Source organism: Microbacterium wangyouchuni (genome assembly GCF_054072595.1).
In genome coordinates, this window is sequence record NZ_JBSVRM010000003.1 from 130,913 (window position 1) to 154,477 (window position 23,565).

Below are 23,565 nucleotides of genomic sequence, written 5' to 3' on the forward strand. Positions count from 1 at the left end.
CCCGAGTGATTATCCCTTGCGATGCAGGCGATAGTCACTCGGGCTCATTCCGTGCATCCGGCTGAACTGACGCGAGAAATAGAACGGATCTTCATAGCCAATCTGCCGTGCGATCTCAGATACGTGCAACGAGGTCGTATCGAGGTAGCGTCGCGCCCGCGCCATCTTGAGGCCCTTGTGGTACGCCAGCACTCCCCCACCGGTGGCTTCACGAAAGAGTGCGCCGAGATGCGAAGGCGAGATGCCGATGAGGCGTGCCAGCTCCCAGACCCGGACATTTCCATCGGCTCGTTCTTCGAGATATCGCATGGCACGCTCCAACGGTTCGCCCTGTTCGGGGAGCCGGCGATCGACCACGAACTGCGTCATCAACCGCCAGGCGATCCCCGCCGTCGCGATCCGGCGGGCCGGCGACTGATCGCGCTCCAGCGATGAGACGATCTCATCCAACAGCGCTGTAACGCGCTCCAGCGCGCGCAGCGAGATCACTGGTTTGCTGCGATCCACGCCGGTCGCAGTCCACAGATCCGTCAGATCGCTGCCGAGCAGGTGGCACCACCAGATCGTCCATGGTCGTTCATTGTCCGCACCGTAGGAGTGCGGGGTGTCACGAGGGATGAGCACCGCCGTGCCGGGTACGACGCGATGGCGGCCCGATCCGAGGTCGACCCAGCCACTGCCATCGATGCAAACAAGGACGATCCCCTCTTCGGCTCCCTGTGGCCTGATCCGCAGGTGCCCCACCGCATCGGGGAACCATCCCGCATCGGTCACCACGAGTCGTCGAGTCACGGGCTGGCCCAAGGCTTCAGCAATAGCAGGGCGTGGCACGACACAGAGCCGCTGCCGTTCGAATCCATCTCGACGTTCCATGCACTGATCATCGCAGACATCAGTGAAACGTCCAGGCCTGCACCACGATCGCCCATGTTTCCGAGGGCACAGCAGCAGTACTTTTGAGGATATGAACACCTCGCACCAACCGATCATGCTGCCTGCCCCGCCGGAGGCCGAACGTGCCCGCCTGGAGGCCGGTGGCGTCGCATGCTGGGAAGAGCCGATCACGATCGACACCTACGACCCAGCCGAGCCGGACCGTTATCCGGCGTTCCTCGACCGCAGGGTCTACCAGGGCTCGAGCGGCAAGATCTACCCGATGCCCTTCACCGACCGCATCGAGTCCGAGAGTCGCCCACGGACCTGGCGTGCGATCCACCTCGAGAACCGGTGGGTGCGACTTGTCCTTCTCCCCGAGCTCGGTGGACGCATCCACATCGGCTATGACAAGACGCGCGATTACGACTTCTTCTACCGCAACAACGTCATCAAGCCCGCGCTGGTCGGCGTCGCCGGCCCGTGGGTCTCTGGCGGAGTCGAGTTCAACTGGCCTCAGCATCACCGGCCGGCGACGCACCTGCCCGTTGAAGCGCACATCGAGCGGCACGACGACAATTCGGTGACCGTCTGGCACAGTGACCTCGATCAGTTGCAGCGCATGCGCGCCCGTCATGGCATCGGCATGCGCGGAGATTCGACCCTGATCGAACTCGAAGCACGACTGACGAACCGCACTGACGTCCCGCAGACATTCCTGTGGTGGGCCAACGTCGCGGCCCGCTCGCATGATCGCTACCAGTCGTTCTTCCCCACCGATGTCGGTTACGTCGCCGACCACGCTCGCCGCGCCATCACCGCGTTCCCTGCCGCCGACCGCCCCTACTACGGCGTGGATTACCCGGCTCTGGCAGAAACTGATCCCGGAGCCGATCGCATCGATTTCTATGGGAATGTGCAGGTGCCCACCTCCTACATGATCACCGATACCGTCGATGACTTCTTCGGCGGTTACGACCACGATGTCCAGGCCGGTTTCGTGCACTGGGCCGATCGAGCCATCGCACCAGGCAAGAAGATGTGGACATGGGGCGATGGCCCCGTCGGCCACGCCTGGGACCGCCACCTGACCGACAGCGACGGTCCCTACGTTGAGCTCATGGCCGGTGTCTTCACCGACAATCAGCCGGACTTCACCTGGCTCCGCTCCGGTGAGACCCGTACGTTCAGCCAGTACTGGTATCCGATCCAGGACATCGGTCCTGCGGTGCAGGCCACGCTCGACGCAGCCGTCGGACTCGAAATCGACGGTTCTGCGGTGCGACTCGGTGTGGCAACGACCGGGGAACACGATCAACTGCACATCACTCTTCGTCGTGGCGAGTCAACGCTCGGACACTGGTCCGTGCCCTGTGCCCCCGGCACACCATTCACCGCGCAGGTGGAACTGAGCACTCCCGCCACCCGAGATGACCTTGAGCTTGTCGTCTGCTCACCTGCTGACGGCGGGCGAGAGCTCGTGCGCTGGAGCGCACACCTCACCCCGGTCGTGGAGCCCTGGGTTGCGGAAGAGCCGAACGACCCGAGCGGAATCGAATCGAACGACGAACTCGTCGTCACGGGGCGCCACCTGGTGCAGTATCGGCATCCGAGCCGCGCCGCGGAGCCGTACTTCGCCGAGGCTGTTCGTCGCGATCCGGGCGATGCCCGAGCGCACGAGGGAATCGCCCGGCTCGCCTTCGCTCGCGGTGAGTTCGCCCAGGCGCTTGAGCACCTGGAGGTGGCACTTGCCCGCGAGACTCGACGCAACCTCAACCCCGAGCACGGAGACCTCACACTGCTTCGCGCCCTCGTCCTCGAACGGCTCGGGCGCCTCGATGAGGCCGCAGACGCATTCGGGAAAGCCGTCTGGGATGGCGCGCTGACTTTGCCGGCGCTGCTCGGACGCGCCCGCTTGGCGATGCGTGCCGGCGACGCCCGGCGCGCGCTGGAGTTCGCCACCCAGGCGACACGGTCGGATGCATCGAGCAGTCAGGCGATCGCAGCTCACGTGTCGGCCCTGCGGGCCCTCGGACGGGGCGCAGAAGCCGATCGCATCCTCGCGCCCGCTCGGACCGCTGATCCGCTGGATCCGTTGCTGGCGGCTCTCGACGACGTGCTGGATCCGATCGACCCTCGGACGCTGCTCACGATGGCGCATGAGCTTCACCGGCTCGGCGATCGCGTCCGCGGCATCAGTCTCGCCGAGCGAGCGATGCGGGTGGCTCCTGGCCGTTTCGGCAACCCCGCTCCGATGGCGGCCTATGCTCTGGCTGCCTTCCTCGATGAGCAGGGCGAACACGAGCAGGCGGCCGACGCGCGGTCGTGGGCGCGTGCTGCCGATCCGCATCTCGCCTTCCCCGCTGGACTCGATGATCTGGCCGTCCTCCGGCTCGCCCTTGTCACTGATCCGCACGATGCACGCGCGAATGGCATGCTCGGGTGCTGGCTGCTCGATGCTGGACGAACGGCAGAAGCACTCGGCGTCCTGGACGCGGCCATCGACGCTGGTGCCGATGACCCGGTCGTCTGGCGCAACGCCGCAGTCGCGCAGGTGAACACCGGTGGTGATCTCGAGATCGCCGACCAGCGGTATGCGGGCGCGCTCGAGCTGAGCGGTCCTTCCGACGCCCGACTCGTGTACGAGCGCGACCAGCTCGCGGTGCTGCGCCGAATGGATGCCGCAACGCGTCTGGCTGCGATCGAACAGGCGGGCCCTGCCGTTCTGATCCGCGATGATCTCGCTGTCGAATACACCGGCTTGCTCATCGATCTCGGGCGGGCGGCTGAGGCTCTGTCGTTCCTCGGCGAACGCAGCTTCCAGCCGTTCGAAGGCGGTGAGGGCAAGGTGCTCGACGTCTTCGATCGCGCAACGGCCGCGGTGGCTCGCGAACTGATCGACACGGACCCGCAGGCTGCACGTGAGCTGTTGCGAGTCGGCATCGTTCCGCCCGAGCATCTCGGCGAGGGGCGTCATCCTGCCGATGTCGTCGCCGAGCGCTTCGTTCTGCTCGGTGACGCCGAAGCTGCGCTGGGCAACGATGCGGCTGCCGCAGAAGCATGGAGTCGGGCTCGCGATGTCGATGGCCCGCTCGCCGCCACGGGACACTGTGTCACGGTGCGCGACATGTGGGTCGGGCTCGCTCATCTCCGCCTCGGCGAAAGCGAACAGGCCGGTCGCGTCTGGGATGCGATGGATGCTCGGGCGGATGCTCTCGATGCTGCCGCCGACCGCATCGACTACTTCGCGACGTCGATGCCGGAGCTGCTACTGTTCTCGGTCGACACCGCCGAACGGCGGGCAGGCGAGGCACACCAGCTGCGCGATCTGGCCGCCCGAGGACGCCGCGAAACGGAGATGACAGCATGAGCGAGCGATATCTCGGCACCCCGGTGATGCCGACCGCCCCCAACAGCGCACTGACGGGGCCGGTGCCGCCGCACTTGCCCGAGCGTCTCGGGGTGTGCCTGTGGGACTTCTCCTGGTACACCCGCGCGGGTGCCGGCGAGCCCTACGCGGACATTGAGCAGGCGATGGCTGAAACTGTCGCCCGCGGGTACAACGCGGTGCGGATCTGTGCGGCCCCCTTGCTGTTGGCCGGAGGCCTGGGCCTGGAGGCTCTGGCTGAAGCGTTGCCGATCGAAGGGTTGGGCGCAGCACCCGGCGGCGGCTTCTATGGTCAGCGCACACGGTGGTACGACAGCCCGGGTGGTTACACGATCGATGTACGGGCGCGCTTCTTCTCACTTCTGGAGACCGCGCGCAAGCACGATGTCGTCGTCATCCTCGCCAGCTGGGAGTATCAGCAGTCGACGGCGTTCGCGGCGGATCCATCGTGGTTCGAAGCGATCGACCAGGTGCCACTCAACCGTCGTCACGAGGTCCTTGCCGACGCTTTCGGCAGGCTCCTGGATGATATCCGCGCTGCAGGCCTGATCGAGTCGATCGCCTTCACCGAACTGCACAATGAGGTCGATTTTTCGATCCTGCCGCCCGTGGATGCACCAGAGGACGCGGATGCGCCGGTCAACGGCATCGCGGCGATGGAGAAGCTTCGCACGCGGCATCCCGACCAGCTCATCACCGTCAGCTACGGCAAGCCGCCGCACCTGGCCATGCACCGCGTCGCGCCCGAACTAGAGGTCGCGCAGTTCCACGTCTACAGTTACGGCGTGCTCGACGCGCTGCAGCGGCGCATCGACATCCGATCCGAAGGCACGGAGGGCTTCCCGAATGCCGAACTGCGTGCGCTGCTGCGCTCCGATGCACCGAGCGTCGCCGAGTACGGACGGCCCGCAGAGTGGAAGCTGAAGGCGACGGTCATCACTGACCAGATGATCTACGGCTACGACTGGATCGACGCCCAGGCCTGGGATGCCTGGCTCGAACAGCATTACGGCGCGCACCACGAGGTGATGCAGCGCGAGATCGAGTCGCGGGTCATCGCCATTGCGGAGTGGGCGCGGTGGCGCAGTGTGCCGGCAGTCGTCGGCGAGGGGTGGATCGGCTACACGCCTCGCGACGGCAACTTCGAAGAGGGCCCCATCGGCCGAGCGCTTGCCGAGCACGGCATCCGCACGGCCCTCGATAACGGCGTCTGGGGTGTCGTAGCGTGTTCGAACGCCGCGCCGCACCATCCGCTGTGGTCCGACATCGACTGGCAGCAGCGCATGAACACGCTGTTCCTCGAGGGCTGATCGGCTGACGCGACGAAGCCGCCGATCAGCTCGGCTTCGTCGCCTCGGCGGCCAACGCAGGCGTGCTCGCGCGCATGTGCACCTCGAGGCGCAACGCATCCGGATCGGGAGTCCATTCCGCATCCGTCGCAGCCCGAAAGGTCTCGTAACCGACCTGGTCGAGCGGAACGTGCACGGTGGTGAGCGCCGGTGTGATGTCACGCCCCGTGGGAATGTCGTCGAAGCCGCAGAGGGCGATGTCTGCACCGATCTCCCGGCCGGCTTCACGAATCGCTGTCATGGCACCGATCGCAACGACGTCGTTGATCCCGAACACGACCGTGCCCGGTTCGATCCCATCTTTCAGCGCCTGCCGCATAGCTTCGGCACCCGAGTCTCGCGTGAACGCGTCTCGATACACCCGACTGGCATCTCCGCCAGCATCCGTGAATCCCTCGGTGAACCCGGCCAGACGCGCATCACTGGTCATGACGCCCTCTGCCGCCGCCAGCACGATCGCGCGCCGGTAGCCGCGCTCGCCGAGCGCAGCGCCCAGAGCACGTGCGCCACCGCGGTTATCGATCCAGACCGACCGCACCTCTGAGGAATCCACACCCAGCGCGACGACGCGTCCGCCGAACCCCGCGATGAGCGCCAGCTCCTTCGCCAAATCGGCTGCGATCTCCGGCGAGGTGCGAGACGCGGCGAGGATCACGCCGTGCGGCCGCTGCCCCCGCAACGCCCGCACCAGACGCAACTCACGTTCTGGGTCCCTCTCGGTGATGGAGATGGTGACGACGAGTCCTGCTTCGTCCGCACCGCGCGCGACACCGGACGCCAGCTCGCCGAAGTATGGGTCAGCGATGTCCGCGACGAGCAGTGCGATGATCGCGGATGTACCGCGCGCCGTCGCCTGAGCGGACAGGTTCGCGGTGTATCCGAGCCGATCCGCCGCCGCTTCGACTCTCTCCCGGTACGAATCAGCAACCTTGCGCGTCGAGCCGTTCAGCGCTCGGGATGCCGTGGCAAGCGAGACGCCGGCCTCACGTGCAACATCGTGCAGCGTGACGGAGCCGGTCTGCGAGCGCGCGGTGATGTCGGTCACACTCGTGATTCTAGGCGGTCAGGAACGGTGAGACGGCAACACCGAACGTCGAAGCGGTTCGGCGAACAGCATCCAGCGGGTCGGTTGCCCAGATCTCCTCGTTGAAGATCTCCACTTCGATATCCCTGTCGTACCCGGTCGCGATCACCGCTCGCGTCATCGGTTCGAAGTCGATGACTCCGTCTCCGGTGTAATGACGTCCCAGGAGCACATCAGCCGGCAGCGGCGTCTTCCAGTCACACACCTGGTACGTCGCGATTCGCCCTTCTCGACCGGCCCGGGCGATCTGCTCGAGCACCTGCGGGTCCCACCAGATGTGGAACGTGTCCACAGTCACGCCCACGACCGTCGGATCGAAATCGGCTGCGATGTCCAGCGCCTGTCCGAGCGTGGAGACGACACATCGATCGGATGCGTACATCGGATGCAACGGCTCGATCGCGAGGGTCACACCCGCCGCTTCGGCTGTCGGGGCAAGCTCGCCGATCGCGTCGCGCACACGCTCGCGCGCTCCGGCGAGATCCCGATCCCCCGCCGGCAGGCCGCCGGCGACGAGTACGAGCACGGCTGTCGATCCGGGAGCACCGGCTGCGGCGAGCGTCGCCGCCTCTTCGATGGCGACCCGGTTGTCATCAAGGGAGGCCCGGCGTGCCGGCCCCTCCGGCAAGGTGAAGAACCCTGCCCGGCAGTGCGTGGTGAAACGAAGCCCGGAATCAGTGAGCATGCTCGCCGCCGTGGCAAGTCCCACCTCCTGCACCGGCTCACGCCACAATCCGATCGCTTGTACTCCGGCCTCGGCCGTCACTCGCAACGCGGTCGCGAGGTCGGCGTGCTTGATCGTGGCCTGATTGATCGAGAGCCGCGGGTGCGGGGACACTTGTCGGTCGAGATCACGGGCGTCAGTCGCTGACGCGGCGTGTCGACCGACATGTGTGCTTTCGGCTGACATCTGTACCGGGTCGACGGCGGTCATGCGCTTACTCCGTTCAGCCGCAGCAGTCCGTGCCAGCGATCCTGCGCGAGCGCGGGATCCTCCAGTGCGAACGATGTGTTGGCGAGTTCGACGATGCGGCTCAAATGCGGCAGGCTCCGTGCCGAGTGCAGCCCTCCGACCATCTGGAAGGCAGGCTGGTGACCGTTCAGCCAAGACAGGAAAGCGACGCCGGTCTTGTAGTAGAAAGTGGGCGCCGCGAACACCTGACGGCTGAGTTCCTCCGTGGGTCCCAGGATGCGCAGGTACGCCTCCGGGTCGCCAGCATCCAGCGCCTGAATGGCCGCGGATGCCACCGGCGTGAGTGCGGCGAAGGCACCGAGCAGAGCATCCGAATGCGAGTCCCCCTGGCCCAAGGAATCGCCGCCGATGAGGCCGACGTAGTTGAAGTCGTCTCCGGTGAACATGCGCACCCCCTCGGGGAGGCGCGCACGCACCGAGATCTCGGATTCGGCGTTCAACAGGCTCATCTTCACGCCGACGACTTTGCCGGGGTTCTCCTCGATGATGTCGAGCAGCACACCGGATGCCGTCTGCCAGTCGCTCGCGCCGAAATAGCCTTCCAGCTCCGGATCGAACGCGGTGCCGAGCCAGTGCAGCACGACGGGGACGCTCGCGCTCTGCAGCACCTCGCGGTACACACGGCGGTAGTCCGCGGCATCCGATGCCACCCGGGCGAGATGACGCGACGCCATCAGCACGGGGCCGGCGCCCTGCTCCTCGGTGAACTGCAACTGCTCCTTGTAGGCGTCGATCACCTGTTCGAGCGTGATGTGCGAGTCGTCGACGTGGTCAGTATTGACGCCGACGACGACCGAGCCGCCCTCTTCGCGGGCGACCTCGGCGCTGCGCGTGATGAGCTCACGCGTGGCCGCAGCATCCAGTCCCATATTGCGCTGGGCCGTGTCCATGGCGTCGGCGACTCCCAGACCCCACGAGTAGACATTCCGGCGGAAGGCGAGCGTCGCATCCCAGTCGATGTCGGCCGGCTTGCCGGGGGTGTTGTCTGCGAAGGCCTGGGGCACCACGTGCGCTGCCGCGTACGCGATGCGGCTGCGCAGCGGGCCGTCGGGCCGCGCGTAGACGCCGGTCTCGTTCAGCACGGCATCCGAGACGGCGCCATCGGCTGCGAGCAGACGGAGCGTGCTCATGACAGGCTCAACGGTTCGATCGCGACCTTGCGTCCCTCGGCGTTGGACGCGAGTCCGGCCTCGGCGAACTGCACACCCTTGGCGCCGGCGAGCAGGTCGAACGGGTAGTCGGTGCCCAGCACGTAGGACTCCAGGTACTCCTCCCACTGCTGGCGGAAGCCGTTGAGGAACACGTCGTTCGTCGGCACGTTCTGCCAATCGGCGTCGTAGTCGTGGGTGTCTTCAAGGTCAGGGTTCCACACCGGCTTCGGGGTGGCATTTCGCGGCTGGATCTTCGCCCCGAACAGTCCGACCACGGCCGAGCCGTGCGTGCCGTCGACCTGGAACTCCACCAGCTCATCGCGGTTGACGCGCACCGTCCAGGACGAGTTGATCTCGGCGATGATGCCGCCGTCGAGTTCGAAGATGCCGTATGCGGCATCTTCCGCGGTGGCGGTGTAGTGCTCGCCCTTTTCATCCCAGCGATCGGCGACGTGCACGGCCGCCTGGGCGTAGACGCTCTTGACCTCGCCGAACAGGTTCTCCAGCACGTAGTTCCAGTGCGGGAACATGTCGGAGATGATGCCGCCGCCGTCTTCGGTGCGGTAGTTCCAGCTCGGACGCTGCGCCGGCTGCCAGTCGCCCTCGAACACCCAGTAACCGAATTCGCCGCGCACCGAGAGGATGCGGCCGAAGAATCCTGAGTCAATGAGGCGCTTGAGCTTCTGCAGACCAGGCAGGTAGAGCTTGTCGTGCACGACGCCGGTCTTCACGCCGGCTTCCTTCGCAAGGTGTGCGAGCTCGAGGGCCTCTTCGAGCGACTCTGCGGTGGGCTTCTCGGTGTAGATCGCCTTGCCTGCGGCGATGGCTTTGCGGATAGCGGATGCCCGCGCCTTCGTGACGAGGAAGTCAGCGTAGATCTCCCACTTCTCATCGGCCAGTGCCGCATCGAGATCGGTGGTGTAGTCCTCGATGCCATGGAGGGCTGCGAGTTCAGCGAGCTTCTGCTCGTTGCGGCCAACGAGGATCGGTTTTACGGTGACGCGGGTGCCGTCGGACAGCTCGATGCCGCCCTGATCACGGATAGCCAGGATCGACCGCACCAGGTGCTGCCGATAACCCATGCGTCCAGAGACGCCGTTCATGATGATGCCGATCTCGCGGGTTGTCGCCTGTGACATTGCCTATCCGTTTCTTTGTTTGGCCCAGTGCCGATCAAGTGGGTAAACGCTTTCCAACAGTGTGGCACCGGAGAGCGCTTTCCGCAACTTGCGTTATGACGGTGTCCATCGGGAGGAGACCACTCGGTCCACGCGTCGAATCGCCCCGAGCCACCCCGCCGCATCCACACGTGCGCGCACTGTCGCGTCCAGATCGATCACGCTGCGCTCAGTGATCGGCGCGATGTGCAGCGTCAGTTCTGCGGCGGGGTCGAGTTCCGTGACATCGATGCGCCACGCGCTGCCATCCCAGAAGCGGTCGCCAATCACCACACCGTCCGCACGCAGTTGTGCAACATCGCCCTCCCAGTCGATCACCAGTTCGACGAGGTCTCCGCATGGATGTGCGCGGACGACCGGCATCCGCAGCCGCCAGATCCCTGCCGCCTCATCGAACTGCGCGTCATCGGGTGCTGCCGAGTGCCCCATCGACTCCCCGTATCGCGCCGGAGGCTCTCCCGCCGGTCGCAGCTCATCCAGAGCAACGGCTGCCGAACCCGGTCGGCCGAGAGTTCGCAGCGCGAGACGGGTGAATCCCTCCCCCGTCCAGCGACGGATCGACGGTGTGTCCTCAGCGCGGATGACAATCTCGTCGGGCTCCTGCCACACCGCGTCAGCGCAGTCGTAGAGTTCGTCGCCGAGATACCACAGCCGCTCAGCCTGCTGCTCGTCGACGACCAGAATGCGCAGCGCACCGTCTATGAGGAAGGTGTCGCCGGGCGCGAGATCGCGCGGGGCGCCCGTGGCGAATTGAATGCGCGCGGGAAGCCCATCGTGTGCGCGCAGGACGAGGGTCGGCACGTCACCACCGACGAGCCCGGATACCGACGCCGTCGCCCACTCGATCCGAATGCCCGCGACGTCCAGTCGCAACGGCCAGCGCGCGATGGCTCCGCTGGGGATGTCCACCGGCTGATCTGGCACCAGCAGATCACCGTCCGCGAAGGGGACGCGGAACTGCACATTCGTCGAACCGGACAGCGGCTCGTGCGGCTGATGAGTGTTGAGGAAGAGGATGCCGCAAGAGCCGTTGCTGCGCACGGCCCACCGCAGCGTGTCGACGTCGCGCACGCCGACCGGCGCATCCTCGGGCAGTGCGCTGAACATGTCGGCGAGCCGGCCGCCGAACGCCGCCAGAAAAGCATTGTGATCGCGCAACAGGCCGAGGCTCGACCCTGGTCGCCCGGTGGCACCGAGCGCCGCTTGGAAGTCGTAGTCGAATCGGGGCAGATCGTTCGGATATCCAGTCGCCAGACTCTCCTGCAGCTGATCGGCGGGGTTCACGCCCCCGGCGAACATGTAGAACCCCTGCCATGCCGAGCCGTTGCCGATCTTCACATTCGCGAGCGCGGCGATGTCGCGGCCGCGCGCGATCGGCCGACGATGATAGGCCGTCGCCATTCCGCCGCCGAGCTCGCAGGTGGCGGGTGGAAACTCCGGGTCGACTGGCCGCAGCATGATCGCCTCGGCGTCGTCCCGGAAGTCGCCGCCCACGCCCGGGTCGTCCCAGATGTGCGTGAACCGAAAGTGGTCGCGGAAGCTGTCGTCCCAGGTCGATCCCTGCCCCGCCCAGAATCCGTCGGCGTAGCCGCTGTATAGGGGGAACACATCATGTGCCGGCAGGAGCGCTCCGCCCCATCCGGTGGCCGTCCACAGCGGCGCGGACAGTCCGCTTTCCTGCGCGATGCGCTTGAGAGAGGAAATATGGTCGGGTTGATCGTGAAGCTCATTCTCGAGTTGGATGCCGACGATCGGCCGATCCGGTCCGCAAAAGCGCGCAACCTGGCCGGCGATGCGGGCGTACCAATCACGGACGAGCGCCAGATACTCGGCGTCATCCGTCCGTGCGCGGGAACCGACCTCCGAGATGACCCAATCCGGATGCCCACCCCCTCGCACCTCGCCGTGACACCAGGGACCGATCCGCAGTACGACGTCGATTCCGACGCGTTCGGCCGTCTCGATGAACCCGGCGAGGTTGAGGTTTCCCTCGAAGCTGACGCTGCCGCGGACCGGTTCGTGGTGAATCCAGAACACGTAGGTCGACACCGATGTGAGCCCGGATGCCTGCATTAGCCGCAGCGTCTCTTCCCAGCGACGGCGAGGGACGCGGCTGTAATGGAGTTCACCGGTTACCGGAATGGTCGGTGCACCGTTCACCTCGATCCAGCGGCTGGTGATCCGCATCCGCTCGTGCGGATCCTCCCGGTTACTCATGGCCGGTTCGGTAAGCGGCGGACGCGCATCCTGCAGACGGATGCTCCGCAGCGCAGTAGTCGTACGCATGTGCTTCTCGATTCTTCAGCTCAGACGGATGGCAGCCCACGACACCGCGGGCAGCTCGAGCGATAGTTCGGTATCGGCGAGCGTCGCATCGGCGGGGCGGACGCCGACCCGCTCCGGATTTTGTAGCGTGTTCGCGGCGTAGATGTCGTCCTCGTGGAGCAGGTGCGATTCGGTGACGCGGAGCGCGCGCCCGAAAGTGGCGACGAGCGTGGCGAGGTCGACGCGCAGCTGCGTGGCATCCGTCGTCGATCGGTTCACCACGAACAGTGAGACGCCGTCTTCGTCGATCGTCGCAACCGCGTTCACGGCCGCCACTTCCCCGAACCGCGCGCTCGTAAGAGTGCCACCGCTGATGGGCACCTGCACCGCACGGTCGCCGGCCAGTCGGGACGTGATCGAGAACGGGAAGAACGTCGTCTGCCGCCATGCCGGGCCGCCCGGCTCTGTCATGATCGGCGCGATGACGTTGACCAGCTGTGCGAGCGACGCCGAGCGTACGCGGTCGGCGTGTTGCAGCAGCGTGATGAGCAGGTCGCCGAAGACGACAGCATCCAGCGCGTGATACTGATCCTCAAGCAGGCGAGGCGCCACCGGCCAGCCCTTGTCCTTGAGTTCCTCACCGGACTGGGTGCCGTCCTCACGGTGGAGATACCAGACGTTCCACTCGTCGAACGAGATCATGATGCGCTTGTCGCTCTTGCGGGTCGCCGCGACCGAGTCGGCAATCGCGACGACCTCCTCGATGAACGTCGCCATGTCGACACCGGATGCGAGGAACTCCTGTGCGTCGCCGCTGTGCTCCTGATAGTAGGAGTGGCACGAGATGAAATCGACGTCGTCGAACGTGTGCTCGAGAACGGTGCGCTCCCACGACCCGAATGTCGGCATGCCGTGAGCTGACGATCCGCACACCACGAGTTCGATGCCGGGATCGATCATCCGCATAGCTTTCGCGGTACGCGCAGCGAGCTTTCCGTAGTCATCAGCGCCCCGGTGCCCGAGCTGCCACGGACCGTCCATCTCGTTGCCGAGGCACCACATCTTCACGCCGAACGGATCCGGCCGTCCGTTCGCGACGCGCTGCCTGGTCCAGTCGGTGTCAGCCGAGGCGTTGGCGTACTCGAGCAGGTCGAGTGCCTCCTGCGTTCCACGGGTGCCGAGGTTGACGGCGAGCATGAGTTCACTGTCGACCCTGTCGAGCCAGCTCTGGAACTCATGCAGCCCCACCTCGTTCGTCTCCGTGGAGTGCCAGGCGAGGTCGAGTCGCCGCGGGCGCTGATCGACCGGCCCGATGCCGTCCTCCCAGCGGTATCCGGAGACGAAGTTGCCGCCGGGATACCGGATGGTCGAGACCCCGAGCTCGGCCACGAGATCGATGACGTCACGGCGGAAGCCGTCGGCGTCTGCGCTCTCGTGCGCCGGCTCATGGATGCCGTCGTAGATGTGACGGCCGAGATGCTCGACGAACCCACCGAAAATCCGGCGGTCGATGTCTGCGATCTCACGGTGCGGATCGAGGCGGCCGAAGGCGTCGTTCATGGAGGTCCGTTCTGCGAGGTGCGAGGAGCGAGGAAGTCTGGGAGCTGGGGATCAGCGGGACCGACGGCGCTCAGGAATCGAGACGACGGCGAGCGCCGCGCATCCGATCGCCGCGATGAACAGCGGCACGAGCGCCCAGGTCGTCGCACCGACGAACACCGCCGTGACGACGAGATAGGCGGCGCCGGCAATATCCGCACGTACAAGACCGGGAACGGCGCGCAGCGCACCGCGCCAGCCGATCTCGGGCGTCCATGTGCCGGCGGAGGCGAGCAGCGCAAGCGACAGTGCGGCAAGTCCTGCCCAGCCGATGACCTCGATGACGGGTCCACCGGGCAGGAAGCCCGAGCGTGCCAGATCGACGTCCAGCAACAGGATCAGCGTGAGCACGAGGGCCGCGGCACCCACGACAAGTCCGGGCAGGATGGCCCTCTTAACGTCCGTCCAGAACAGCCCCAGTCGCGAGTCCTCGGCCGCGATGAAGCGGCGCAGATGACGGACACCGGCCGCCAGTGCTGCCGGCAGCGTGATCACCGGCAGAGCGATGAGCGTGATGAGCAACCCGATGAGCATGGCCTCGCCGAACAGGGCGAACTTCGCGCCGGCACCGGGAAAGCGCGCTGGCGGCATCTCACCCCGCGTGGGGCCGCTGCCCGAGAGCGCGGCGCGGCGAGCGGCACGCTCCTGACTGCGGGACAACGTCATCTCCTCGGGCACAGCCACACCTCTAACCCTTCAGACCCTGAGTTGCGACGCCGTCGACGAGGAACCGCTGGAACGCCAGGAAGAACAGCAGCACCGGCAGCAGCGCGATGAACGAGGCCGTGACCGTCGCGCCGTAGTCGCTGGTGGAAGTCTGGTCGTTGTACAGACGCAGCGCGATCGGCAACGGGTAGTTGTCGGGACTCGTGAGGTAGAGCAGTGGCCCCAGGAAGTCGTTCCACGACCAGATGAATGAGAAGATCGCGCACGTGATCAGCGCTGGCTTGACCAGCGGCAGGATGATCGCCCAGAAGATGCGGAAGTGCCCCGCTCCGTCGATACGGGCGGCCTCGTCCATATCGCGCGGCATCTGCCGCATGAACTGCACGAGCAGGAACACGAAAAACGCCTCGGTGGCCAGGAACTTCGGCAGGATCAGCGGCCAGAAGGTGTCCACCAGACCGAAGCTGTTGAACATGATGTACTGCGGGATGATCACGACGTGGAACGGCAGCAGCAGCGTGCCAATCATCGCGGCGAACAGAATACCCAGACCCTTGAACTGCACCCGCGCGAACGCGTATGCGGCCAGCGCTGATGACAGCACCGTGCCGACCACGGCCGAAACGGCCAGGAGAAGCGAGTTGAAGAAGAACCGCCACATCGGCACGCCGGCGATGCCGTCGGCGACCTTGATGTAGTTGTCGATCGTCGGTGCATTCGGCAGCAGTCCGGGGTTCTGACCGAATTCGGCGTTCGGCTTGAACGTCGAGAAGAACAGCCACAGCAGTGGGTACAGCACGATCGCGGTCAGGATCACCAGGACGACGAGCCAGACCACGGTCTGCCAGGTCTTGCGCTTGACGCGACGACGCGGGGCTGGGGCGGATGCCGTCACAACGGCTTCGGTAGCAGTCATCGGTTGTCTCCCGCGTAGTGCACCCAGGAGCGCTGGGTTCTGAAGAGGATGAAGGCGATGATCGCCACGACGACGAGCAGTACCCAGGCGATCGCAGCGGCGTAGCCCATCTGACCGTCGGAGAAGCCACGCTTGTACAGGTACAGCGTGATGAAGTTCGTCATGCCCGCGGGCCCGCCCGAGCCGTTGGAGATGATGTACGCCGAGGCGAACACCTGGAACGCGCCGATCAGTCCGAGCAGCAGGTTGAAGAAGATCACCGGCGACAGCATCGGCAGCGTCACCGCGCGGAATCGGTGCCAGGCGTTCGCGCCATCCATCTCGGCTGCTTCGTACAGCTCCTTCGGCACCTGCTTGAGGCCGGCCAGGAAGATCACCATGGTGGCGCCGAACTGCCAGATCGCCAACACGATCATCGCCGGAAGCACGAGCGCGGGGTTGCCGATCCAGCCACCGATGTCGAGGCCGAAGAAGCTCAGCGTGCTGTCGACCGGCCCGTCGGAGCCGAACATCGCCCGCCACACGATCGCGACGGACACCGAACCGCCGATGAGGCTGGGGGCGTAGAAGGCGGAGCGGAAGAAGCCGGAGCCCTTGTCTCGGAAGTTCAGCAGCATCGCGATGGCCAGGGCCGCGGCGAGGGTGATCGGCGTTCCCACGAGCACGTAGACCAGGGTGATCTGCGCGGACTGCATGAACTGCGGGTCGTTGGTGAACAGCCGCACGTAGTTGTCCAGACCGATCCAACGGGGCGGCTGGAAGATGTTGTATCGAGTGAATGACAGGTAGAGCGAGTAGACCATCGGAATGATCGTGAGACCAAAGAAGCCGATCAGCCACGGCACGAGGAAGCCATACCCGACAGCGGTCTCGCGCCGCTCGCGGCGCTTCTGACCGGGTCGATTTAGGCTTTCAGGGCGGCGGCGCGGCAGCGGGCGCCGCTTCTCGCCGGTGACGATGACTCTCGTCGCGGTCGTGCTCACGGGAACTCCTGTGGTGATGGGGGCAGTGCGAAGTGGCGTCCGGGGCCGAGTGGTCGCAGCAGCTGCGCCTTCCCGGCCCCGTGAGCCGGATCAGCCGTTCAGGACGACATCGATCTCTGTGAAGAGCTGTGCGACGGCGTCATCGACGGTGATCGTACCGAAGTTCAGTTCAGCGCCAAGCTGACGGAATTTCTCCTCAATCGTGCCGTAGCCGACGACCGGTACCGGCGGAGCGTCGCCGAGACGATCCGCGATCGCGGTCTCGTAGTCCTTGATCTGCTGGCTCAGCGGGTCGAGCTCGGCAGCGTCCAGTGCCGTGCTCGATGCCGGCAGGCCGCGGTTGGTGCCGAAGATTTCGCCCGACTGAGGCGAGTTGATCAGGAAATCGACCAGGGTTGCGGCGGCCACGGGATGCTCGGTGTTCGCAGCGATCGAGTGCAGCATCGTGGGCTTCAGGTACAGGTCCTTCGCGCCCTCGACTGTCACCGGCGGTGCCTGCAGGTTCAGCTCGGGGTATGCCTCGCCGAGGTTGCCGAGGTAGCCGCTGCCGAAGTTGTCCCAGGTGAGCTCACTGGCGACCACTGCAGAATCGAACGGGCCGAGAGGGAGGAGCTCTTCGACGGTCTGCTGCGGGGCGCCGATCCCATCGCGGATCTCCTGTCCCTCTTGCCAGAACTCGGCGAGGCGCTTTTCATCGAAGCCGAGCGTGCCGTCCTCGTTGAATAGCTCCTTGCCATCGGCACGCAGCTGCAGCTCGAAGTTCTGAATGCGACCGGTGTAGTCGCTGCCGCCCCAGACCTCGCCTCCTGCAGCCTCGGTGACACCGGCCATCCAGTCGGTGTAATCGGCCCAGGTGCCACCATCGAAGTCCTCGGCGCCGATCGTCTGAAGCATCGTGGGGTTGGTGAACAGGCCCCAGGCGTTGGTCCCGGTCGGAAGCGCGTAGGTGGCGTCGGCAACGACACCGATCGTCAGGGCGCTCTCGGTGAGCGGCTCAGTCTGGATGACGTCGCCCAGGTACGGATCGAGGTCGAGCAGAAGCCCGTTCTCGGCGTACTGACGCAGGTAGGAGTAATCGAACTGCATGACATCGGGCAAGTTCTTGCCTGCCGCCTCTGTCTGCCGCTTCTCCCAGAACTCCGGGAAGCCGAGGAAGGTGGAGTTCACCGTGATGTTCGGGTATTCCTCGTTGAACGCCGCGATGGCTTCGTTGTACAGGTCAGCGCGCACGTCGTTGCCCCAGAACGCGAGGTCCAGAGTGACCTCCTCATCGGGGTCGAACTCCGCTGCTGGTTCGTTGCCGCCACCGGCGCAGCCGGCGAGCGCCAGTGCCGCGCCGGTCGCGAGTGCGACCGCGGCAAGTGACCGCTTCTTATTGAACATCTTTGTCCTCTCTGTGAACGTCAGCGTTCTCGGTGCTCTGGCGAACGTTCGTTGTCCGTATGAATGCAGGGTGGGTGCGCTCCCATCGGCAAGAGTCACCAACCGGGAAAGCGCTTGCCCGCAACGGTACTACGCGTTGAAACGTTTTGCAAGCGACGTTATGAGCCTGTCATCGACGACGTCCAGCTGCACTCGATACACCGCGCAGCGCCGCTCCTGGGCGCCCTCGGGATGGCCGAAAAAATAGAACCAGAGGCGCTCTCCGTCACGCACGGCGGCACCGTGATGGCCGACCCCGAGACCCGGCATCTTCCCGGCGCCGAGGATCACGCTGTCCGCGTCGCCCTGCCGCTCCCACGCGGTCGCATCCGTCGAGCGGTACACGGCCATGCCACGCCACTCGTCGACGATCATCCACCACCAGCCGTCGAGCTCAAACGCGTACGGTCCTTCGTGCGGACGCCCGCCGATCGCGACGCCCTCGACAGTCCAGTCCTCGAGGTCGGGCGATGTTGCGACCATGGTCACACTGTCCGCCGCCTCATCCTTGTACCAGAGCCGCCATGCACCATGCGGCGCGCGTGCGACGGCTGCGTCGATGACGCGATCACTCGACAGCACGATCGGGCCGCGGCGCGTCCAGCGAGCGAGGTCATCGGAGACATATTCGACGATCTCGCGCGCATATCCGGGCCAGCGATCGGGCACCCCGTCGATCTCGGTGAGGTACATCCGCCAGCACATGCCGTCGTAGATGACCTCGGGTGCCCAGTGGGTACGATCGGTGGAAGCTGGCGGCCCCGAGGCTGATAGCTGTAGCCCGTCGGACGTCGGTTCGAGGGTCCCCGCATATGTCCAGTCCACCCCGTCCTCGGAGTGCGCGACGCCGATGCGGCTACCGTGCACCCAGGCGACGCCGGGACCCGGATCGGGATGCGTTGCCCGGCGCTGCGTGTAGAACATCGACCACCGCCCGTCAGCGATGACGACGGTCGGATCCGTCGCGCCGTCGTAGACCGGATCACGGTAGAGCTCGGCGAGCGTCATCCTCTGACGCCACGCATATCAGTCACCGGGCTCGCGAATCCGGAGCGATGCGTCGGATGCGTCGCCAGATCGGCTGGGGTGATCACCGCACCGTCGGCCGCAGCCGAGGCGTAGATCGCGGCGACAAGCTCGAACGAGCGGGCAGGCTCGTCGGCGGTCTCCGGGAGCTGCCGACCATCCAACAGCGCATCGAACACCTCCCGCAGCAGCACCGAGTGGTCGCTGCGTTCCTCCGCCGAGGGCAGCACCCAGGCATCAGCCTCATGCTCGAAACCGGGCGCCGGGGTGATCGCCCAGTTCTCATGTCCGTGCCCATAGAGATGGTCGACGGTTACCGTCGCCTTCTGCGTATCGATGCGGATCGAGCTGGTCTCGCGCGGCGAGACGGCGCTGGTGGCGACCTGCGCGACGACGCCGTTCGCGAACGTGACTGTCGCCGTGGATGCATCCTCCGTCTCTGTCTCGCGATCGAGCCGCCACAGGCGCCCCTGCACACTCGCCCAGTCGCCGAGCAGGAACCCCAGCAGATCGAGCTGATGAATACCGTGGCCCAATGTGGTGCCACCGCCCTCGGTCTCCCATTTGCCGCGCCAGGGCACGGAGAAGTAGTCCTCGCCGCGATACCAGAGCGTTTGGCACAGAGCGATCAGTGGGCGCCCCAGCGCCCCCTGATGCAGCAGGCGCCGCACGTGCGCTGCTGCGGTTCCGGTGCGCTGCTGGAACACGACGGCCAGCCGACAGCCGGCTGCAACAGCGGCCGCGCGCATCTCGTCGAGTTCGTCCAGCGACGGCGCCGGGGGCTTCTCCACCACGACATGCGCCCCGGCGGCGAACGCGGCGAGCGCCTGTTCCCGGTGCACGACCGGCGGCGTGCAGATGAGGACGACGTCGGGATGCTCGGCGGCCAGGAGCTCGTCGAGAGTGTCATGCACCGCGGGTCCGCCGTATCGAGCGGCGAACACGTCGGCGGCGGCGCGCGACAGGTCAGTGACGGCGACGAGCTCAGCGCGTGGATGCAGCGCCACAGCCTGGGCGTGCAGATTGGCGACGGATCCGGTGCCGACGATCGCGGTGCGGAGGAGGGAAGTCATGCGGATGCCTCGGAATCTCGTGGGGGTGCGGCGGCCCATTGCCAGGTGTGCAGGCGCCCGCACATGCCGTAGCTGCGCTCGGGGGATGTGGGAGCGATGCGGGTGACGGAAGCGGCCGACATCAGCCCGGGCTCTCCCGCGGCGAGCGCGGTCAACTGCGCGTCTACACGCGCGGTCTCAGCCACGACGGTCGTCTCCCACTGGGCGCGCCACTGGGCGGTGCGGGGCCGAACAAGTCGTACGGCGCGCTCGTGGAAGCGGGCGAGCGCCTCTGCTCCCCCGGCGCGCAGCACGGTGAACCCCTCCAGCGCGAGATCACGTCGAGCTCGGGCAGCAGCGGCACGGCCTTCGCCCGCGGGCAGAGCGACCGCCACAGCGTAAGCATCCGGATCGTCGAGCACCTCGGTGGGGAAGGTGAGCACCGCGTCGCCCGCTTCCGGCAGGCCGGCGTTCGACATCACGACCAACAGGCGCAGGTCGCTGTGGTTTATGAGGCGGTGCACTGTGCCGGGCGAGAACCAAACGACGTCGCCGGGTGTGAGCGGTTGCTCGTCGAATCCCGCGGCCGACAGCGTCTGGACGGCGCCGCTCCCCGCGATCACGACGTACCCCTCGCTCGATGCGGTGTGCACGTGTGGGGATCCGCTTCGGCATCCGTCCGCGGCCTCCCAGTCGTACACCTCGAGGTCGGAGACGGCAACGCCGCCGGGGAAGATACCCGTCACAGTAGCTCCCGCAAGTGCGCCGCGAGTGCCGATGCCGCATGCGCTCCGGCATCCGCGATCCCGACCGCGTAGCGGAACACCACCTTCTCGCCCGGGGCGATCGTCAGCTCTTCACTGAAGAACGGCGCCGGGTTGAGCGCGGCGAATTCCTCGGAGCGCGCGAACCACTGCGGCGGATGGTGCGGGTTGGCGGCCGAATCGACCATCACGAGCAGAGAGGTCGCGTCGATCTCGTCGTGCCTGCCGGCGAATCCCATCCACTCATGGCGCTGACCACGGATGTCGGATCCCGACCCTGTGCCGTCTGCGGTGACGAGCATTCCGTCGGTGAACGAGCGCGGGCCGCGCCAGAACAGTCCGCCGTAGCCCGCGTTGTCGCGGCCCTTCGTCGTCGGGGAGCCGATCAGGATCGGTGCATCCGTGATGTTGGTCATCTCGGTCGCGAACGTGAGCGCCCATGCTTCGGGGGCCAGTAGTCGCGCGGTGAGCTCGCGGCGCTCGGTGAACAGACGGCGGCCGTTCTCGGTGATCCATTCCAGGTCGTGCGCAAAGCGGGCAATCTGACCCTCCTCGACTGCGGTGACCGCGATGTGCGCCTGCGTGCCGTCGTTGGGCAGCTGGACGTAGCCATGCCCGTGCACGTAGGTCGGCCCGCCCCAGAAGTTCTGGTCGTCGACGACCGGCAGCGACCAGGCGATGCCCTTGTGCCAGACGTGGTCCCACGGCCGGAACAGGCTCACAACGCGGCCAGCGCGCGTGCGCAGCGGGTCGAGGTAGGGCTTGGGCGACTCGAGCTGCGGCGAATCGGGCACGAACACGTAACGGAGCAGCTCCACATCGCCATCGCGGACGACGAACTCGGACTCGGTGCGGATGGCGGACAGGGTCATGACACGGCCTCCTCGGTGCGGTCTTTGACAGGATGCCAGGGCACAGCATCGCCCGACATCGTACTGAAGAACGGATCATCGCCCGTGGTCTCACCCGCGGCGATCCCTCCGGTGCCGATGATGGCCGCCTGGAACGGTCGGTCCGTTGCCATGTCACTCCTTTGTGGACGCGGATTCTTCGAGATCGCGGCTCAGGTGAGCCCCGACTGGGTGAGGTGCAGCTTCGCGTAGCGGCCGTCGGCGGCGAGCAGCTCGTCGTGCGCGCCGCTCTCGACGATGCGGCCCTGTTCGAGCACGACGATGCGGTCGGCCTGTCGAATGGTGGATAGGCGGTGGGCGACGACGAGGGTGGTGCGCCCGCGCATCAGCCGCTCCAGCGCTTGTTTGACGAGCCCCTCGGATTCCGGATCGAGCGCGGACGTAGCCTCATCGAGCAGCAGGATCCGCGGGTCGCGCACGAGCGCGCGGGCAATGGCAAGGCGCTGCCGCTGCCCGCCGGACAGCCGCGCGCCGCGCTCACCGACGACGGTGTTCCAGCCGTGCGGCTGCTCCTGCACGAAGTCCCAGGCGTTGGCATCGCGCAGCGCCCGGACGATCCGCTCGTCCGTGGCATCCGGCATCCCGTACGCGATGTTGTCGCGGATCGATCCTTCGAACAGCACCGATTCCTGCGGGACGACCGAGACGAACCGGCGCACCGTGCGCATGTCGAGCGTCTGCATATCGAGGCCGTCGAGCAGGATGCGTCCGCTGCTGGGGCGCACGAAGCCGAGCACGAGGTTCAGGAGCGTCGATTTACCTGATCCGGATGACCCGACGAAGGCAACGGTCGCGCCGGCGGGGATCTCGAGGTCGATCTCGTGCAGGGCATCCGTTTCGGCATCCGCATAGCGGTGCGAGGCCTTCTCGAGGGTGATCGCGCCGTCGACGGCGGCGATCGCACGTCGGCCCTCGTTGAGTTCGAGGTCGGGCTCCTGCAGAACTTCGGCGATCGAGCGCACCGATTCCAGACCTCGAGCACCGACCGGGATGAGCATGAGAAGTTGGGTGAGCCCACCGGTGAGCAGCGTGAAGTATGTCGACAGCAACACGACTTCACCGGGCGTGATCGGCAGGAAGTCGGTGAGTGAGAATACCGCGGCGAGCACGAGGCATCCGACACCGAGCAGCTGCATCGCGACCCAGGAGATAGAAGCGACGTGCCCGTTGAGCATGTCGAGGTGAAGACCCGCACGCCGCACGCCGTCCGCGCCGCTGGCCACCCGGGTGACGGCGGTCTCCTCGAGGCCGTGGGCACGGGTGACCGGGATGAGTGATGCCATCTCCCCCACACGTGCGGAGAGCGTCTCGACTTCGCGGCGGAACACCTCGTTGCGCGCCCGGGAGCGGTTGCGCATGCCGTAGCGGATGCCGATCGCGATCGGCACAGCCAGTGCATATACCGGCAGGAACTGCGGCACGGCGATCGCCGTCATCGCGAGGGCGCCGGTCATCACCATCGCAGCGGACAGCAGCGGATGCGTGACCTGCTGCAGCATGAGTTCGACGTTCTCGACGTCGCGGACGACCTTGGTCTGCACGATCGAAGAGCTGACTCGCGTGTGGTATCCGATCGACAGACTCTGCAACCGGGCGGCCAGGGCATTACGCAGGTCGGCGCCGGTATCGCGCACGACGGTCATGAAGTTGCGGGTATAGAGGATGTGGTTCGGGTAGTTCTGCAGCAGCAGGACGGACGCAAGCACGAACCACCACACCACTGCCGATACCTCGCCCCGTCCTGCGACGATGTCGATGATGGCTGCTGTGACGACGGGCAGGAACCACAGCGGGACCTCCTTCATCGTGAAGGCGAGAACAGCGACGAGCATCCGTCCTGGCCGGCGCCGGAGCAGCCTCAGCACCGACCGCGTCGGGTGAGACCCATCGATGAGGTCGGGAATCCGGGAAAGCGCTCTCCGCGTCACGAGTCCATGCTAGCCCCTCGAGCACAGCATCCCGCCA

General features: G+C 66.2%; 19 protein-coding genes. 2 read left to right on the forward strand and 17 right to left on the reverse strand.

Translation table 11 applies throughout. The features are described 5' to 3' along the window. Positions 1-9 precede the first annotated feature (9 nt). Entirely contained in the window at positions 10-873 is an 864-nt protein-coding gene (locus ACW5CM_RS05745) for a helix-turn-helix domain-containing protein (RefSeq protein ID WP_457124426.1), read from the reverse strand. A gap of 91 nt (positions 874-964) precedes the next feature. On the opposite strand from ACW5CM_RS05745, the gene ACW5CM_RS05750 reads away from it, so the two are divergent. Next, positions 965-4,243, forward strand: a complete 3,279-nt coding sequence (locus ACW5CM_RS05750) for a DUF5107 domain-containing protein (protein ID WP_457124427.1) — start codon at positions 965-967, stop codon at positions 4,241-4,243. Next, positions 4,240-5,571 carry a cellulase-like family protein gene (locus tag ACW5CM_RS05755; protein ID WP_457124428.1) on the forward strand — a complete coding sequence of 444 codons (1,332 nt, stop codon included), beginning with the start codon at positions 4,240-4,242 and terminating at the stop codon, positions 5,569-5,571. The genes ACW5CM_RS05750 and ACW5CM_RS05755 overlap by 4 nt, the downstream gene beginning before the upstream one ends. 25 nt (positions 5,572-5,596) lie before the next feature. On the opposite strand, the gene ACW5CM_RS05760 is transcribed toward ACW5CM_RS05755, so the two are convergent. From ACW5CM_RS05760 to ACW5CM_RS05835, 16 genes are all read right to left on the reverse strand, one after another. After that, positions 5,597-6,655 (reverse strand): LacI family DNA-binding transcriptional regulator, encoded by a 1,059-nt coding sequence (locus ACW5CM_RS05760; protein WP_438255623.1) that lies wholly within the window; start codon positions 6,653-6,655, stop codon positions 5,597-5,599. A gap of 10 nt (positions 6,656-6,665) precedes the next feature. Next, the gene (locus tag ACW5CM_RS05765; protein WP_457124629.1) at positions 6,666-7,532 is read right to left on the reverse strand and encodes a sugar phosphate isomerase/epimerase family protein; all 867 of its coding nucleotides are present in this window, start codon (positions 7,530-7,532) and stop codon (positions 6,666-6,668) included. 92 nt (positions 7,533-7,624) lie between these two features. After that, the gene (locus ACW5CM_RS05770; RefSeq protein ID WP_457124429.1) at positions 7,625-8,797 is read right to left on the reverse strand and encodes a dihydrodipicolinate synthase family protein; all 1,173 of its coding nucleotides are present in this window, start codon (positions 8,795-8,797) and stop codon (positions 7,625-7,627) included. Then, positions 8,794-9,957 (reverse strand): Gfo/Idh/MocA family protein, encoded by a 1,164-nt coding sequence (locus ACW5CM_RS05775; protein WP_457124430.1) that lies wholly within the window; start codon positions 9,955-9,957, stop codon positions 8,794-8,796. The genes ACW5CM_RS05770 and ACW5CM_RS05775 overlap by 4 nt, the downstream gene beginning before the upstream one ends. A 93-nt stretch (positions 9,958-10,050) precedes the next feature. Continuing rightward, the gene (locus ACW5CM_RS05780) at positions 10,051-12,282 is read right to left on the reverse strand and encodes a beta-galactosidase (protein ID WP_457124431.1); all 2,232 of its coding nucleotides are present in this window, start codon (positions 12,280-12,282) and stop codon (positions 10,051-10,053) included. Positions 12,283-12,297: 15 nt separating this feature from the next. Further along, positions 12,298-13,821 (reverse strand): arabinosylfuranosidase ArfA, encoded by a 1,524-nt coding sequence (gene arfA, locus ACW5CM_RS05785; RefSeq protein WP_457124432.1) that lies wholly within the window; start codon positions 13,819-13,821, stop codon positions 12,298-12,300. Between the two features lie 51 nt (positions 13,822-13,872). After that, positions 13,873-14,544: a hypothetical protein gene (locus ACW5CM_RS05790; RefSeq protein WP_457124433.1), complete on the reverse strand. Its 672-nt coding sequence runs from the start codon at positions 14,542-14,544 to the stop codon at positions 13,873-13,875. A 4-nt stretch (positions 14,545-14,548) separates the two neighbouring features. After that, entirely contained in the window at positions 14,549-15,442 is an 894-nt protein-coding gene (locus ACW5CM_RS05795) for a carbohydrate ABC transporter permease (RefSeq protein WP_457124434.1), read from the reverse strand. Beyond that, positions 15,439-16,425, reverse strand: a complete 987-nt coding sequence (locus tag ACW5CM_RS05800) for a carbohydrate ABC transporter permease (RefSeq protein ID WP_457124435.1) — start codon at positions 16,423-16,425, stop codon at positions 15,439-15,441. The genes ACW5CM_RS05795 and ACW5CM_RS05800 overlap by 4 nt, the downstream gene beginning before the upstream one ends. A gap of 90 nt (positions 16,426-16,515) precedes the next feature. Beyond that, positions 16,516-17,808, reverse strand: a complete 1,293-nt coding sequence (locus ACW5CM_RS05805; RefSeq protein ID WP_457124436.1) for an ABC transporter substrate-binding protein — start codon at positions 17,806-17,808, stop codon at positions 16,516-16,518. Positions 17,809-17,937: 129 nt separating this feature from the next. Further along, the gene (locus tag ACW5CM_RS05810) at positions 17,938-18,855 is read right to left on the reverse strand and encodes a family 43 glycosylhydrolase (RefSeq protein WP_457124437.1); all 918 of its coding nucleotides are present in this window, start codon (positions 18,853-18,855) and stop codon (positions 17,938-17,940) included. Continuing rightward, a complete protein-coding gene (locus tag ACW5CM_RS05815) occupies positions 18,852-19,946 on the reverse strand; it encodes a Gfo/Idh/MocA family protein (RefSeq protein ID WP_457124438.1) in 1,095 nt (364 codons plus the stop codon). The genes ACW5CM_RS05810 and ACW5CM_RS05815 overlap by 4 nt, the downstream gene beginning before the upstream one ends. Further along, positions 19,943-20,671 carry a cupin domain-containing protein gene (locus ACW5CM_RS05820; protein WP_457124439.1) on the reverse strand — a complete coding sequence of 243 codons (729 nt, stop codon included), beginning with the start codon at positions 20,669-20,671 and terminating at the stop codon, positions 19,943-19,945. Before ACW5CM_RS05820 ends, ACW5CM_RS05815 begins: the two co-directional genes overlap by 4 nt. Further along, positions 20,668-21,561 (reverse strand): DUF6807 domain-containing protein, encoded by an 894-nt coding sequence (locus ACW5CM_RS05825; protein ID WP_439255800.1) that lies wholly within the window; start codon positions 21,559-21,561, stop codon positions 20,668-20,670. Before ACW5CM_RS05825 ends, ACW5CM_RS05820 begins: the two co-directional genes overlap by 4 nt. Continuing rightward, positions 21,558-21,713, reverse strand: a complete 156-nt coding sequence (locus ACW5CM_RS05830) for a hypothetical protein (protein WP_439255799.1) — start codon at positions 21,711-21,713, stop codon at positions 21,558-21,560. Before ACW5CM_RS05830 ends, ACW5CM_RS05825 begins: the two co-directional genes overlap by 4 nt. Positions 21,714-21,752: 39 nt before the next feature. Beyond that, positions 21,753-23,528, reverse strand: a complete 1,776-nt coding sequence (locus ACW5CM_RS05835; RefSeq protein WP_457124440.1) for an ABC transporter ATP-binding protein — start codon at positions 23,526-23,528, stop codon at positions 21,753-21,755. Between the last annotated feature and the right edge of the window lie 37 nt (positions 23,529-23,565).